The sequence below is a fragment of the Oceanisphaera sp. IT1-181 genome, assembly GCF_033807535.1.
GTDB lineage: Bacteria > Pseudomonadota > Gammaproteobacteria > Enterobacterales > Aeromonadaceae > Oceanimonas.
In genome coordinates, this window is record NZ_CP136856.1 from 2,067,692 (window position 1) to 2,082,159 (window position 14,468).

Annotated in this window: 13 protein-coding genes; 6 read left to right on the plus strand and 7 right to left on the minus strand. The window is 50.2% G+C overall.

The features are described from left to right. Positions 1-276: 276 nt before the first annotated feature. The 6 genes from R0134_RS09220 to ruvX all read left to right on the plus strand — a co-directional run bounded on the left by R0134_RS09220 (position 277) and on the right by ruvX (position 4,900). Positions 277-789, plus strand: coding sequence for a SprT family zinc-dependent metalloprotease (locus tag R0134_RS09220; RefSeq protein ID WP_319781597.1), 513 nt, complete (start codon positions 277-279; stop codon positions 787-789). A 97-nt stretch (positions 790-886) separates the two neighbouring features. Continuing rightward, entirely contained in the window at positions 887-1,972 is a 1,086-nt protein-coding gene (locus R0134_RS09225) for an endonuclease/exonuclease/phosphatase family protein (protein ID WP_319781599.1), read from the plus strand. 203 nt (positions 1,973-2,175) lie between these two features. Next, positions 2,176-2,907, plus strand: a complete 732-nt coding sequence (gene rsmE / locus R0134_RS09230) for a 16S rRNA (uracil(1498)-N(3))-methyltransferase (protein WP_319781601.1) — start codon at positions 2,176-2,178, stop codon at positions 2,905-2,907. After that, complete coding sequence (gene gshB, locus R0134_RS09235) at positions 2,904-3,854, plus strand: glutathione synthase (RefSeq protein WP_319781602.1); 951 nt, start codon at positions 2,904-2,906, stop codon at positions 3,852-3,854. Before rsmE ends, gshB begins: the two co-directional genes overlap by 4 nt. 63 nt (positions 3,855-3,917) lie before the next feature. Next, positions 3,918-4,475 (plus strand): YqgE/AlgH family protein, encoded by a 558-nt coding sequence (locus R0134_RS09240; RefSeq protein ID WP_087038244.1) that lies wholly within the window; start codon positions 3,918-3,920, stop codon positions 4,473-4,475. Then, complete coding sequence (gene ruvX / locus R0134_RS09245; RefSeq protein ID WP_319781603.1) at positions 4,472-4,900, plus strand: Holliday junction resolvase RuvX; 429 nt, start codon at positions 4,472-4,474, stop codon at positions 4,898-4,900. Before R0134_RS09240 ends, ruvX begins: the two co-directional genes overlap by 4 nt. Before the next feature lie 731 nt (positions 4,901-5,631). On the opposite strand, the gene R0134_RS09250 is transcribed toward ruvX, so the two are convergent. The 7 genes from R0134_RS09250 to R0134_RS09280 all read right to left on the minus strand — a co-directional run bounded on the left by R0134_RS09250 (position 5,632) and on the right by R0134_RS09280 (position 14,279). After that, on the minus strand, positions 5,632-5,835 hold the full coding sequence (locus tag R0134_RS09250) for a cold-shock protein (RefSeq protein ID WP_087038242.1): 204 nt from the start codon (positions 5,833-5,835) through the stop codon (positions 5,632-5,634). Positions 5,836-6,387: 552 nt separating this feature from the next. Continuing rightward, positions 6,388-9,633, minus strand: coding sequence for a carbamoyl-phosphate synthase large subunit (gene carB, locus R0134_RS09255; protein ID WP_319781604.1), 3,246 nt, complete (start codon positions 9,631-9,633; stop codon positions 6,388-6,390). Between the two features lie 13 nt (positions 9,634-9,646). Further along, positions 9,647-10,783, minus strand: coding sequence for a glutamine-hydrolyzing carbamoyl-phosphate synthase small subunit (carA, locus tag R0134_RS09260; protein ID WP_319781605.1), 1,137 nt, complete (start codon positions 10,781-10,783; stop codon positions 9,647-9,649). Between the two features lie 392 nt (positions 10,784-11,175). After that, positions 11,176-11,988 carry a 4-hydroxy-tetrahydrodipicolinate reductase gene (dapB, locus tag R0134_RS09265; RefSeq protein WP_319781606.1) on the minus strand — a complete coding sequence of 271 codons (813 nt, stop codon included), beginning with the start codon at positions 11,986-11,988 and terminating at the stop codon, positions 11,176-11,178. Between the two features lie 119 nt (positions 11,989-12,107). Further along, a complete protein-coding gene (locus tag R0134_RS09270; RefSeq protein ID WP_319781607.1) occupies positions 12,108-12,719 on the minus strand; it encodes an FKBP-type peptidyl-prolyl cis-trans isomerase in 612 nt (203 codons plus the stop codon). 63 nt (positions 12,720-12,782) lie between these two features. Continuing rightward, a complete protein-coding gene (locus R0134_RS09275) occupies positions 12,783-13,760 on the minus strand; it encodes an ROK family protein (RefSeq protein WP_319781608.1) in 978 nt (325 codons plus the stop codon). A 258-nt stretch (positions 13,761-14,018) separates the two neighbouring features. Beyond that, the gene (locus tag R0134_RS09280) at positions 14,019-14,279 is read right to left on the minus strand and encodes a helix-turn-helix domain-containing protein (RefSeq protein WP_087038236.1); all 261 of its coding nucleotides are present in this window, start codon (positions 14,277-14,279) and stop codon (positions 14,019-14,021) included. Between the last annotated feature and the right edge of the window lie 189 nt (positions 14,280-14,468).

Below are 14,468 nucleotides of genomic sequence, written 5' to 3' on the forward strand. Positions count from 1 at the left end.
ATGTGTAAAAAGTGAGAAGTAAGGCGTGAGGTGATACCAATCTAAGTAGAAATATGACCTATCTCATAACTTCAGTGAAGAGGACTTCAGCACGGTTTTTTGTTTTTACCTTGTAGCCGTCAACTTGTTCGACGGGCCAGCTTCGCTGGCTGTTTTAAAATATAAAACCGTGGCGAAGCAGGATAATATGATCAGTTAGATTTCCAGAACGGTATGAGAAGAGTTTAACCTCTATCTCCTTACGCCTTACGCCTCACGCTAAATAAATATGTGCATATGACCTCTGATATACAACAACGGATCATTACTCACGTTCAGGACTGCATGCAGTTGGCCGCCACAGAGCTCGCGCGGGAATTTGCCCAGCCTTTAGTGCGCTTTAATCAAGGCGGACGCATTGCGGGCTCCGCTTGGCTAGAGCGTTGGGAGCTGCGCTTTAATCCGGTGCTGTTGGCAGATAATGAAGCGGAGTTTATGGACGAGATTGTGCCTCATGAAGTGGCGCATCTGGTCACCTTCGCCTGCTTCGGCAAAGTTAAACCCCACGGGCGCGAATGGCAGCATATTATGCAGTCGGTGTTTGGGCTCACGCCCCGCACTCGCCATCAGTTAGATACCAGCAAGGTTGCCCCTACCTTCAGTTATCAATGTGCTTGTCGTAGTCACCAATTGACGCTTAGGCGCCACAACAAGATAATGCGCGCCCAGCAGCGCTACCTGTGCCTGCACTGTAATGGGCTCTTACAAAAAACATTAGCGCCAAGCACCGAGCACCAAGCGCCCAGCTAAAGACAAAACCAGCTCAAGATCCGCGTCAGAAAGACGATTAATGTAGCAACACTAGGCTTTATTTCTCACTTTCACCTTCAGGAACATAACTGCCAATATGAACATTTTACGTACCTTACGTCGCTATAGTACCGCGGCTATTTTTGCTGTCTGCGGTGTCTTGCTCCCTACCTTAAGTGTGTACGCCAGTGATATTGTGGTGGGCTCTTGGAATATTCAGCGTCTGGGCCATGGTAGCCAAAAGAGCTTTGCGGCACTGGCCACCATCGCCAGTAAAGTCGACTTGCTGGCGGTACAAGAAGTGATGACCGAAGATGGCATCGCCGCATTAGAGCAAGCATTAGAAAAGCACAGCGGTGAACCCTGGAGCCATTTGGTTTCCCATGCGATCGGCTCAAGCAGCTACAAAGAAATGTATGCCTTTCTTTGGCGAGAGTCGGCGGTGAGCTATCAAGACGGCGCTGTTGTGTATCTCGATAAAAAGAACCACTTTATTCGTGAGCCCTTTTCGGCCAGATTTAAATCAAAGCACGATAACAGTGAGCTGGCCATGGGTACCGTGCATATTTTGTACGGCAAAGGCGTGAAAGACCGCGTGCCAGAGATACAAGCGCTGGCCGATTATTGGTTATGGATGAAGGAGGTGTACCCCAATACGCCGCTGGTATTAGCCGGTGATTTTAATCTTGATCAAGCACATAAAGCGTGGGCACCGTTAAAGCAGTTTGCCCAACCATTGCTCACTTCAGGCGCTTCGACCTTGTCGGAAAAGCCCGGGAAATATGCCAATCTCTACGATAACATCTGGATTGAGCGCGACAGTCACTTGAACGTTAAAGCGGCAGGCATCATTGATTTTCCTAAGCTCATTGGTTGGGATCACAGTAAAAGTCGCACGCATGTGTCTGATCATGCGCCCATTTACATGGCGCTCGGTAATAGCCAGTTTGATAACGCCACCGCCAGCCTAGCGCCCTTTTCGGCCAATACCAGCGCTCCTCAAACTGTTGCTAGTCGCCAAACTCAGCCCAGCTCAGAGATACGCGGCAACCGTAATTCACAGATTTTTCATCGCTCGGATTGCCCTAGCTACCACAGCGTTAGCGAGAAAAACAGAGTGAGCTTTAATAATGCCCAAGCCGCCATCGCTGCCGGCTATCGCATAGCAAAAAACTGCCCATAAGTATTATGTGCAGCGCCATGGGTGAAGGGTAAAGAGATTGAGACAAACATCGGTAAGCTTGTCCCCTTCGCTCTTTACACTTCACCCTTTACGCCTAGCAGCCCATGGCTTCTAGCGGTACAATGTGGCTCATCTGCGCTTGTGCTGGGTGTTAACTCAATACCCAGCCGCCACCCTTCTTAGTAAAAGAACCGTACAACATTATGCGTATACCCCGAATTTATGAAGCCGTGGATCTGCGCTCAGGCTTGGCGCTGCCACTCTCAGATGAAGCCGCCAATCATGTGGGCCGCGTACTGCGCATGCAAGTTGGCCAAGCACTGGTGCTATTTAATGGCCAAGGCGGGCAATACGCTGCCGAAATCACTCACGCCGATAAAAAAACGGTGCAAGTATTGGTGGGTGAATTTGACGCTTATGATTGCGAGTCGCCCTTGCCCTTTCATCTTGGACAGGTGATCAGCCGCGGTGAAAAAATGGAGTTCACCATTCAAAAGTCAGTGGAGCTGGGCGTGAATGTGATCACGCCGCTGTTTTCCAGTCGCTGTGGCGTTAAGTTGACCGGTGAGCGTTTAGAGAAAAAAATTCAACAATGGCAGAGCATCGCCATTGCTGCCTGTGAGCAGTGTGGCCGTAATCGGGTACCAGAAATACGCCCCGCCATGCAGTTACATGACTGGCTCGCCGAGCAAACCGACGATCTTAAGCTTAATTTGCACCCTAAAGCCGAGCTCAGCGTGAATACCCTACCCGCTCCCAAAGCAGGCGTGCGCTTATTAATAGGCCCAGAGGGGGGCTTGTCCGATGAAGAAATTTGTCAGGCCAGCAGCCAAGATTTTATTGATATTTTGCTCGGGCCCCGAGTACTGAGAACCGAAACCGCGGCCTTAACCGCCATTACCGCTTTGCAATGCCGATTTGGAGATCTTGCATGACCGCCATTAAACTGGGAATAGTGATGGACCCGATACAGTCCATCAACATCAAAAAAGACACCAGCTTCGCCATGTTGCTAGAAGCGCAACGCCGTGGCTATGAGCTTTGGTATATGGAAATGGGCGATTTAAGCCTGCGCGGCGGCGATTCCTTTGGCCGCATGGCCAAACTGACCGTAAAAGAAGATGCCAACCAATGGTTCACCTTAGATGAGCCGCAATTGCTGCCGTTAAGTGATCTGGACGTGATCTTAATGCGTAAAGATCCGCCTTTTGACACCGAATATATTTACGCCACTTATTTGTTAGAGCGCGCCGAAGAAAAAGGCACGCTGATCGTCAACAAGCCGCAAAGCCTGCGCGATGCTAACGAAAAGCTCTACACCGCGTGGTTTTCTGAATTTACGCCCACCACGCTGGTTACCCGCAGTGCCATGGATATTCGTGCCTTTCATGAAGAGCACAGCGATATGATCATAAAGCCCTTAGATGGCATGGGCGGCGCCTCAATTTTTCGCGTGAAGCAAGACGACCCCAACTTAGGCGTGATCATCGAAACCCTGACGGAGCACGGCACGCGTTACTGCATGGTACAAACCTATATTGCCGCCATTAAACAGGGCGATAAGCGGGTCTTAGTGGTGGATGGCGAAGTTGTGCCTTATTGCTTAGCCCGCATTCCCCAAGGCGGAGAAACGCGTGGCAACTTGGCCGCCGGCGGTTTAGGCGTCGCCCAACCCTTAAGCGACAGTGATCGCCGCATTGCCGAGGCATTAGGCCCTACCTTAAAGGCAAAAGGCTTGATCTTTGTGGGGCTCGATATTATTGGTGATAAACTGACTGAAATTAACGTCACCAGCCCAACTTGCGTGCGCGAGATTGAAGCGGCATTTCCGGTAAATATTTCGGGAATGTTGATGGACGCGATTGAAAAACGTCTATCCTAACGGTAAGACCATAGCCCCCACTCGGTAACGGGTGGGGCCATTTCTGACTCAAAACGAGATGACATGGACTCTTTGCAACATCATTTTCTTATTGCTATGCCCAACCTCAAAGATCCCTTCTTTGGTGGTTCAGTGACCTATGTCTGTGAACATAATGACGAAGGCGCCATGGGGCTGGTGATTAATATCCCCATCGATATGCCTTTGTATGCGTTATTAGATCAGCTGGAGATGGGGCCTGAAGATACCCCCTCTGAGCTTGATCAACCCGTATTACAAGGCGGACCGGTCGCGACCGACCGTGGTTTTGTGTTGCACAGCCCCATGGCGGGATTTAGCTCCAGCCAAATGTTGGCCGATAATTTAATGATCACCACCTCGCCAGACGTACTAGAAACCTTAGGCACAGATATGGAGCCTGAGCATTATTTAGTGGCGTTAGGCTATGCGGGTTGGACGCCCGGTCAGTTAGAGCAAGAGCTCAGTGAAAACAGCTGGTTAACCGTGCCCGCCGATACCGCTTTACTGTTTGATACGCCTTTGAGCAATCGTTGGCACCAAGCCATCGGCCGTTTAGGCGTAGATCCTCGTCATTTATCTTCACAAGTAGGTCATGCATGAGCCGTACCCTGCTCGGTTTTGATTACGGCACTAAAAGCATAGGTGTGGCCGTAGGCCAAGAAATTACCGCTTCGGCTCGTCCACTCTTGGCCTTAAAAGCCAATGACGGCGTGCCTAACTGGGAACAAATCGAAGCCATACTCAAAGAGTGGCAACCAGCACTGTTGATTGTGGGCTTACCGCTAAATATGGATGGCACCGAGCAAGACATTAGCCGCCGTGCGCGCAAGTTTGCCAACCGCTTACATGGCCGCTTTGGCTTAGCCGTAGAGCTGCAAGATGAACGCCTGACTACGACCGATGCCCGTGCGCGACTATTTGATGCCGGTGGCTATAAGGCATTAGGTAAAGATGCGGTTGATGCCGTGTCGGCGCAATTGATATTAGAGTCATGGATGGAAGCGCCTTCGGCTCGTGATGAGTAAAGCGTGAAGCGTGAAGCGTGAAGCGTGAAGATAAAAACAGCGTAACCCTTTTGGAAGCTAAGTAATATACCGCCCTCTGTAGCTGCTAGTTCTGCGAAGTAGAATTGTTTTGTGTATCAGCTGTAAAACAAGGCTTATATTTTTAAAGCGTTTCGCCTACAGCAAAATGTGAGAACAAGTGTTCGCCTGCAGAATACACCGCACTTACGCCGTCTTCCTGACGCAAGTCAGGATCTCGCTTTAAGTTTTAGTGATTACGTAAGAACCTCAGCCATAATGCACCCTGTTTCGGTTTGTTCTTTGTAACTGCCCCGTCTCTTTAATAAAGAGGACTTCGGCAGGCCAGCTCTGCTGACTGTTACTGAGGTTTAGATTTAAACCAAAACAACAAACTGGGCCGAAGTCCTCTTCGCCGAAGAGACGGGCCCCTACAAGGTCAAAATACCAAACTGAGCCTCATACTCTTTACCGAAGAGGCGGCACCTCCCTGTAACCTATTGAATTCATTGGTACCGAGTTCTCTTAAATATGGCTGAGCTTTGTGGGTAATCAGGTGAGTTTTAGTGCATAAGTACGAGATACTGGGGCAAGCCCAGTATGACGGCAGAATACCAACAAGACATGATTCGGCTCGTCCCCTTCACTCTTTACCCCTCACCCTCACACCAATCTACAAAAACAAAAAACCCGCCGAAGCGGGTTTTTTTAGTATCTGTCTTACCCGAGGGTAATTAGATAGCTTCGATTTGAGAAGCTTGAGGACCTTTAGCACCTTCAGTAGCGGTGTAAGATACCTGTTGGCCTTCAGCCAAAGTTTTGAAGCCACTACCAGTGATTTCAGAGAAATGTGCGAACAAATCTTTGCTGCCATCAGCAGGAGTGATAAAACCAAAACCTTTTGCTTCGTTAAACCATTTTACGGTACCAGTAGCCATAATAAATCTTACCTTTATTTTAGTGTGACGAGCGAATGCTCGGAAAATGCAACAAATATCAAATAAGGGAAGCTTGGTGACTGTAGTGCCAAAAAGGTACGAACAATGTACAACGGCCGCGCTAACTTGAATCTTTTGCTGGAGTGCACTCTACGGGAGTCGGGGGGTGGCGTCAAACTTTATCGAGATTATATGTGGTCATTTATTAACCAATAGAAAAAATCGCCAATTAAACATGCCTAAGTGTTTAATTTTTAACGGTTAATTAGCTGTAAGTTACCAAGCCAACAAACACCTTTGGCTTCTGTCGCCACTCCTTTGGTTAGGCAGAGCGCTTCGCTCGGCCAGCGTAGCTGGGTATTTTTACATAAAATGCTAAACCCTAACTAGGCATGCCTTCTCTTGCATAAGCGATTACGCACATGATTAGACAAACACTTAGATAAGCAAAAAGGTGCCCTAAAGGCACCTTCATCTTATGGGCTAATGGCTTAGCCGCCGCGCTGTGTTCGCCAACTGCTCATTCACTTACTTACTTACTTACTTACTTACTTACTTACTACGAGCAGCAAGGCGCTCATGCATTTCTTGCACCGAGACCACAGACGCAGTGGCATCAAAGGCCATCGCCATGCAGGTGGCGATACCGCCATTAAGCGTGGTGCTGTACGCCAGCTTTTGTGCGAGCGCGCCGCGGCGCAGTTGGCGGGAGTCTTCGATGGCCTGACGGCCTTCTACCGTGTTCACTATATAGGTGTACTCATTATTCTTGATGCGATCCAAGATATGCGGGCGACCTTCATGGACCTTGTTGACCAAGCGCGGATTAATATTGGCTTCACCCAACACCACTGCCGTGCCGTGGGTGGCGTCCAGCTCAAAGCCGGCGGCCAGCAAGGCTTTCGCCAGCTCAACCACGCGTTTCTTATCGCTGTCACGCACCGACAATAAGGCTCGCCCACTGGTGGGTACCGCCTTACCCGCACCTAAGTGCGCTTTACCAAAGGCTTCGCCGAAGGTTTCACCCACGCCCATCACTTCACCGGTGGAGCGCATTTCAGGTCCCAGTAGCGGATCCACACCCGCGAACTTGTTGAACGGCAACACCACTTCTTTAACGGAGAAATATGGCGGTATCACCTCGACGGTCGCTCCCAGCTCGGCCAGTGTTTTACCCGCCATGACCCGTGCGGCCACTTTTGCTAACGGCACGCCGGTCGCTTTAGACACAAACGGCACGGTACGCGCGGCGCGGGGGTTAACTTCAATCAGATAAATGTCGCTACCCTTCACCGCAAACTGAATGTTCATTAAGCCAATCACGCCAAGCTCAAGCGCTAACTTGCGTGTTTGCTCGCGCATCTCATCTTGCACCGCTTGGCTTAAGGTATAAGCCGGCAGTGAACAACCCGAGTCACCGGAGTGCACACCCGCTTGTTCGATGTGCTCCATAATGCCGCCAATCACCACGTCTTTGCCATCACAGATGGCATCCACGTCTACTTCAATGGCGTCATCCAAGAAGCGATCCAGCAATACCGGTGATTCGTTAGACACGGTGACCGCTTCTTTAAAGTAACGACGCAAGTCTTGCTCGTCGTAGACGATTTCCATGGCGCGCCCGCCCAACACATAAGAAGGACGCACCACCAGCGGATAACCGATACGCTCGGCCACTACTACTGCTTGCTCCAGGTTGGTGACGGTGCCGTTTTCTGGCTGCTTTAAGCCAAGGCGCTCCACCGCTTGCTGAAAACGCTCGCGGTCTTCGGCTCGGTCGATGGCATCTGGGCTGGTGCCAATAATGGGCACACCGGCCGCTTCCAGCGCGCGGGCTAATTTGAGCGGCGTTTGGCCACCGTATTGCACAATCACGCCTTTGGGCTGTTCGATACGCACAATTTCCAGCACATCTTCTAGCGTCACCGGCTCAAAGTAGAGGCGATCTGAGGTGTCGTAGTCAGTGGAAACGGTTTCTGGATTACAGTTCACCATAATGGTTTCATAACCGTCTTCACGCAGCGCTAACGCGGCGTGCACACAGCAGTAATCAAACTCGATACCTTGACCGATACGATTGGGGCCACCACCCAAGATCATGATCTTGTCTTTATTAGACGGCTTGGCTTCGCACTCTTCATCATAAGTGGAGTACAAGTAAGCAGTGTCGGTGGCGAATTCGCCGCCACAGGTGTCCACCCGCTTGTAAACCGGGAAAATTTCAAAGCGATGGCGCAACTTGCGTACTTCATCTTCAGAAAGACCCAACAGCTTGCCTAAACGAATGTCGGCAAAGCCTTTACGCTTAAGAGTGCGCAGCAGTTGAGGCGTAAGGTCAGTAATGGCCAGCTCACTCACCTGCCCTTCTAGCTTGATCAACTCTTCAATTTGTACCAAGAACCAAGGGTCGACGTTGGTCAGGGTAAAGATCTCGTCCATGCTCATGCCGGCGCGAAAGGCATCGCCTATGTACCAAATGCGGTCTGGGCCTGGCTCTTTTAGCTCATGGCGAATGCGCGCCATGCTGTCTACATCAAACACACCGGCTTCAGCCAATTCGACAATCGGGTCTAAACCGTGTTGGCCCGTTTCTAGGCTGCGCAGTGCTTTTTGCAAGGATTCTTGGAAGTTACGGCCAATCGACATCACCTCACCCACCGACTTCATCTGGGTGGTTAAGCGGTCGTTGGCGCCAGCAAATTTTTCAAAGTTAAAGCGCGGAATTTTGGTAACTACGTAATCGATGGCTGGCTCAAACGAGGCAGGCGTGCGACCGCCGGTAATGTCGTTTTGCAGCTCATCCAGCGTGTAACCCACCGCCAGCTTGGCGGCGATTTTAGCAATCGGAAAGCCGGTGGCTTTTGAAGCCAAGGCGGAAGAGCGAGAAACCCGCGGGTTCATCTCTATCACCACCATGCGCCCCGTACCCGGTTCAATACCAAACTGTACGTTAGAGCCGCCAGTTTCGACACCTATCTCACGCAAAATGGCCAAGGAGGCGCTGCGCATGATTTGATATTCTTTATCGGTCAAGGTTTGCGCCGGTGCCACGGTAATAGAGTCACCGGTGTGCACGCCCATGGCGTCAAAGTTTTCGATGGCGCAGACAATAATGCAGTTGTCGTTTTTGTCGCGCACCACTTCCATCTCAAATTCTTTCCAGCCGATTAAAGACTCATCAATCAACAGCTCGTTGGTCGGTGATAAGTCTAAGCCGAGCGTACAAATTTCTTCGAACTCTTCGCGATTATACGCAATACCGCCGCCAGAGCCGCCCATGGTAAAAGAAGGCCGGATAATACAAGGGAAGCCCACTTCAGCTTGTACCTTGTACGCCTCTTCCATGTTGCGGGCGATGCCAGCGCGGGGGCACGCCAGCCCTATGCTCTTCATGGCTTTATCGAAGCGGTTACGATCTTCGGCTTTATCGATGGCATCGGCGCTGGCGCCTATCATCTCGACATTAAATTCAGCCAACACGCCGTGCTTTTCCAGATCCAGCGCACAGTTAAGCGCCGTTTGGCCGCCCATGGTGGGCAGCACCGCATCCGGGCGTTCTTTTTTGATAATTTCGCGCACCACTTCCCAGTGAATCGGCTCGATATACGTGGCATCGGCCATGTCTGGGTCTGTCATTATGGTGGCAGGATTAGAGTTCACTAAAATAACGCGATAACCTTCTTCGCGCAGCGCTTTACAGGCCTGAGCACCGGAGTAGTCGAATTCACAGGCCTGTCCGATCACGATGGGCCCGGCACCCAAGATCAGGATGCTTTTTATATCTGTACGTTTTGCCATGACTTACCTACTCCTACACGCGGTGCTGTTTAATCAAATCGATAAAATCGTCGAACAAGCTGGCGGCCTCATTAGGCCCAGGGCTGGCTTCCGGGTGTCCTTGAAAGCTGAACGCCGGTTTGTCGGTGCGCTTAAAACCCTGCACTGTGCCATCAAATAATGAGCGATGTGTCACTTGCACGTTAGTCGGTAAGCTGGCTTCGTCCACCGCAAAACCGTGGTTTTGGCTGGTGATCATCACCCGATTTTGTGTGAGGTCTTTCACCGGATGATTAGCACCGTGATGGCCAAACTTCATTTTTATGGTTTGAGCACCACTGGCCAAGCCCAGTAACTGATGGCCTAAGCAAATACCAAACAGCGGGATATTGCTGTCGAGTAAGGTTTTAATGGCGCTAATGGCGTAGTCGCACGGCTCTGGGTCACCGGGGCCATTAGACAAGAAAATGCCATCAGGCTGCAGCGCTAATACGTCGGCGGCCGAGGTTTGGGCTGGCACGACAGTGACCCGACACCCGCGGTCCACCAACATGCGTAAGATATTGCGCTTCACGCCATAGTCATAGGCCACCACGTGGTAGGGTAAGTCAGCCACATTAGGTTCATTAAAGCCCTCGCCTAGGCGCCAGCTGCCCTGCAGCCATGGGTAAGAGATTTGGGTGGTCACGACTTTAGCTAAGTCCATGCCTTTTAGACCAGGAAATGCCTTGGCTGCTGCCAAAGCTTTCGCTTCATCTAAATCGCTACCGGCCACAATGCAGCCCGCTTGAGCGCCTTTTTCACGCAAGATACGGGTGAGTTTACGGGTATCGATATCGGCAATGCCCACTATGTTGTGGGCTTTAAGGTAATTAGACAGGGAGTCTTGGCTGCGAAAGTTAGAAGCCATAAGCGGGAGGTCACGAATAATCAAACCTTGAGCATGCACTCGATCGGATTCTTCGTCTTCAGCATTGGTGCCGGTATTGCCGATATGAGGATAAGTAAGAGTCACTATTTGGCGGGAATAAGACGGGTCTGTGAGTATTTCTTGATATCCCGTCATAGACGTATTAAATACCATTTCACCAACTGAACAACCGTCGGCACCTATGGCTGTACCATAAAAGACTGCACCGTCTTCGAGTACGAGCAACGCTGTGTGTGTCAAGACAACCTCCAAGTTAAGATTAAAAATCAACAACTTACCTGGTCGTCCCGAAATGAATCCTATTAAGTAATGACCACATTTCGGCTAATACTGGGCAAATTCTAATTACCTTATATAAAAGCGTCATTTTCGACAAACTATTTTATAAAAAAACCTTTCTACTGGGTTTTAGGTCACAAAAAACGCAATAAAATCGATAAAAGAGGGAGGAAACACTAAGGCGGGCTAGATAACATTAAAAAATATCTGTTTGGGAAGGTTTAATTAAAAATTCAATATATAAATCACAATAAACAATGAATTACTTAAAAAAATCAAAGTCTTAATAAAACAAAAAAAGACCTAAAGTGCATAAAGATATCGTCTTTAGGTCAATTTATCATTAGCTCAGGTTATTTTAGATTCAGCACATCCTGCATATCGTACAAACCAGGCTTTTGCTCGGCAATCCAAGCTGCAGCGCGTACGGCACCGTTAGCAAAAGTCAGGCGATTAGATGCCTTGTGCGTGATCTCTACCCGCTCGCCAATATCGGCAAACATCACTGTGTGCTCGCCCACAATATCGCCGGCGCGCACGGTAGCAAAGCCAATGGTATTGGGATCACGCTCACCGGTAATGCCCTCACGGCCGTAAACGGCGCAGCTTTTCAAGTCTCGGCCCAAGGTGTTGGCAATCACTTCGCCCATGCTTAAGGCCGTGCCTGAAGGCGCGTCGACTTTATGGCGATGATGGGCTTCGATGATTTCAATATCCGTATAATCACCCATTACCTTGGCGGCTTGTTCCAGCAGCTTGAACACCAAGTTCACGCCCACGCTGAAGTTTGAGGCCATGACGATGGCGGTATCATTAATGGCCGCTTGAATTTGGGCTTTCTCCGCGTCATCAAAGCCAGTGGTGCCAATAACCAGTCGCTTTCCGTGCTGTTGGGCAAGCGCAATGTTCGCTAAGGTCACCTCGGGGCGCGTGAAGTCGATGATCACATCCACGTTATCAATGACAGCCGCAAGATCAGCACTGACCATGACCCCTAAACGACCGACGTTCGCCAATTCACCCGCATCGGCGCCCAATACCGACGAGCCCGCATGCTCAATGGCGGCGGTTAGCACCACGCCCGCCGTTTGGCTTACTGACTCAATCAACACCTTGCCCATACGTCCATTACAACCAGCTACGGCAATGCGAACCGGATTTGTCATGCTGTTCTTCCTTTCTCTAAATGCTTACAAAAAATTACATTAAAGTTTGCCAGATTGGGGCGGGTATTAACATGAAATTAAGGGCATAAAAAAACCGGCGATTGCCGGTTTTTAATAAATTACGCGATTTCTAGAAGCTCAACTTCGAACACCAAGGTGGCGCACGGAGGAATAGCACCAGCACCTTGCTCGCCGTAGGCGAGGTTATGGGGTACAAACAGCTTCCACTTAGAACCCACAGGCATCAACTGCAGGGCTTCAACCCAACCTTTGATTACGCCTGTTACTGGGAACTCAGCAGGCTCACCGCGCATCACAGAGCTGTCGAACACAGAACCGTCGATGAAAGTACCGTGGTAATGTACACGTACGGTATCGGTAGCGGCAGGGATGGCACCCTCGCCCTTAGTCAATACTTCGTACTGCAGACCAGACTCAGTTTGCGTAATTTCGGCGCGAGCACCATTAGCAGTCAAAAACTCAGCTTCTGCTTCTTTCGCTTTAGACGACTCGGCGCTTTGCTTTTCTTGCATACGCTGAGTGATCACCTGAAACGCGCTATTAATGTCTTCGCGAGACACTGCGAAATCAACACCGGCAATGGCATCGGCCAAGCCTTGTTGTACGGCTGATACTTCTAAGCCATCGAAAGATTGCTGGGTTAATTGATCACCGATTTGACGACCTACACCGTAGCTGGCCTTTTGCTCTACTGTCTCATATGACGACATGACATTCCCTAATTGTTGGGCTAAAAAAGGCATGCTAACAAAATATGGCGGCCAGCTAAATGGTCAAGCACCGCACTTGGCCAATAATGCAGCACCTCGTACCCCGCCGCTGCCACCAAAATGCGCCGCCACTACCGGTACCGCACTCACATGTCGCATCAAATACTTGGGTATACGGGCATTGAGTTGCTCATATAACCAAGCCTGCTCGCTTAAGCCGCCCCCCAACACCACTATATCTGGATCCAGCTGCGTCATTAAGTTCGCCAGTGCCGACGCCAAAATATCCACATACATGTCCACACACTCGGCGGCCAGCGCCTCGCCCTGCTGCCAAGCGTGAATAATCGCGGGGCCGGCAAGCTTTGCGGCGACAGGTTTGGTGGCAACTACTTTGGTGGAAACATCTGTGCTGGGACTTGTCGCTTGATCTGCGCTGTTGACCAAATGCTGATATAAATTGGCCAAACCGGTACCGGACACATAAGTTTCTAAGCAGCCGACTTGGCCACAGCCGCAAGTAAAGAGCGGCAAGTTGGGATAACGCGCTAATAAGCTGGCCTGAATACCCCCATGACCAAACTCACCACTGCTCCCGCGCGCGCTATTCACCAATTTACCTTGGTGGATCACGGCACCGCCCACGCCTGTACCTAAGGTGAGTGCCAAGGCCAACTTGGCATCAGCCGCGGCCCCGCCCACTGACTCAGAGAGTAAGAAGCAATTGGCGTCATTGTCTGCCACCACGCATCTATCTAAGTCTTGCGCTAAATCTGCTGCCAAATACTGACCGTGAATACTGGGCACATTGGCCGCTAACACCCGCCCGCTTGCCTCACGAATGCCAGGAATTCCGATGCCCAACCGGCCTTTAGTTTGCCAGCGGTCATCGGCCTCCTTTACCCAGGTGCGGATACACTGGCGCAAGTTAGCGTAACTGTGTTGGGGGGTGGCACACACCTGACGCGCTAGCTCTTGGCCTTGCTCATCAAACACCGCCCAGGCCATTTTACTGCCGCCTATATCAATGCCGTAATACATAGCCCCGCCTTTTACTTGTACCCATATTGCACATTTTACTTATACGCATATTACTGACAGGCATGCGCGTAACGCCACTAAAAGTCAGCAACACAAAAGCACCTTAAAACCAATTAAGGGCATTAAGGTGTTATCTTTTAAGTGAGTGTTGATGACAGCGACTAATGGAGCAAAGCAAAAACTAACACTTATTCGGCTAACACCAAGGAAGGCGGCGGCTGTGGCTTGCTTCTTCTTTGTCCATTACCTTGGTCTAATTTAGCCTTCTTGGTCTGGTGCGACTTGCCCCACGCTGTCGATGGTACTGTCAGCCAATAACCACAAGGTAAATTTATGTAACTCAGGATGTTGAGCCAAGGCCACTAAAAAGGCCCCTCCCACTTCTCTATACCCTAATTCGTAGTTCTTTAAGGTAGTGGGCGGAACTTGTAGTAACTCAGCAAACTTAGGGCGACTTAAGCCCATGGACTCGCGTATCTGTCGGATCTTTTTCCCGACTAAGCTGGTATCTGGATTCATAGCTTTCTGCTCCCATCGAAACATGTCGATAACAAAAAAACCATCCTTGGTTACCTGAGTTTAACACCACAAAGTAGACTCGTTGTGCTCTTGCCCTATTTTAACCAAAATAATCGTAAAAAGACTCAACTAACACTATATTATGCCCTAAGAAGCAGAGTCCGTGGTAAAGGCTGCGACAATTTTAGC

Coding starts and splice junctions, on each gene's coding strand:
- rsmE (WP_319781601.1), top strand. CDS start 2,176: ATGCGTATACCCCGAATTTATGAAGCCGTGGATCTGCGCTCAGGCTTG.
- R0134_RS09240 (WP_087038244.1), top strand. CDS start 3,918: ATGGACTCTTTGCAACATCATTTTCTTATTGCTATGCCCAACCTCAAA.
- gshB (WP_319781602.1), top strand. CDS start 2,904: ATGACCGCCATTAAACTGGGAATAGTGATGGACCCGATACAGTCCATC.
- R0134_RS09220 (WP_319781597.1), top strand. CDS start 277: ATGACCTCTGATATACAACAACGGATCATTACTCACGTTCAGGACTGC.
- R0134_RS09225 (WP_319781599.1), top strand. CDS start 887: ATGAACATTTTACGTACCTTACGTCGCTATAGTACCGCGGCTATTTTT.
- R0134_RS09250 (WP_087038242.1), bottom strand. CDS start 5,835: ATGGCTACTGGTACCGTAAAATGGTTTAACGAAGCAAAAGGTTTTGGT.
- dapB (WP_319781606.1), bottom strand. CDS start 11,988: ATGACAAATCCGGTTCGCATTGCCGTAGCTGGTTGTAATGGACGTATG.
- ruvX (WP_319781603.1), top strand. CDS start 4,472: ATGAGCCGTACCCTGCTCGGTTTTGATTACGGCACTAAAAGCATAGGT.
- R0134_RS09270 (WP_319781607.1), bottom strand. CDS start 12,719: ATGTCGTCATATGAGACAGTAGAGCAAAAGGCCAGCTACGGTGTAGGT.
- R0134_RS09280 (WP_087038236.1), bottom strand. CDS start 14,279: ATGAATCCAGATACCAGCTTAGTCGGGAAAAAGATCCGACAGATACGC.
- R0134_RS09275 (WP_319781608.1), bottom strand. CDS start 13,760: ATGTATTACGGCATTGATATAGGCGGCAGTAAAATGGCCTGGGCGGTG.
- carB (WP_319781604.1), bottom strand. CDS start 9,633: ATGGCAAAACGTACAGATATAAAAAGCATCCTGATCTTGGGTGCCGGG.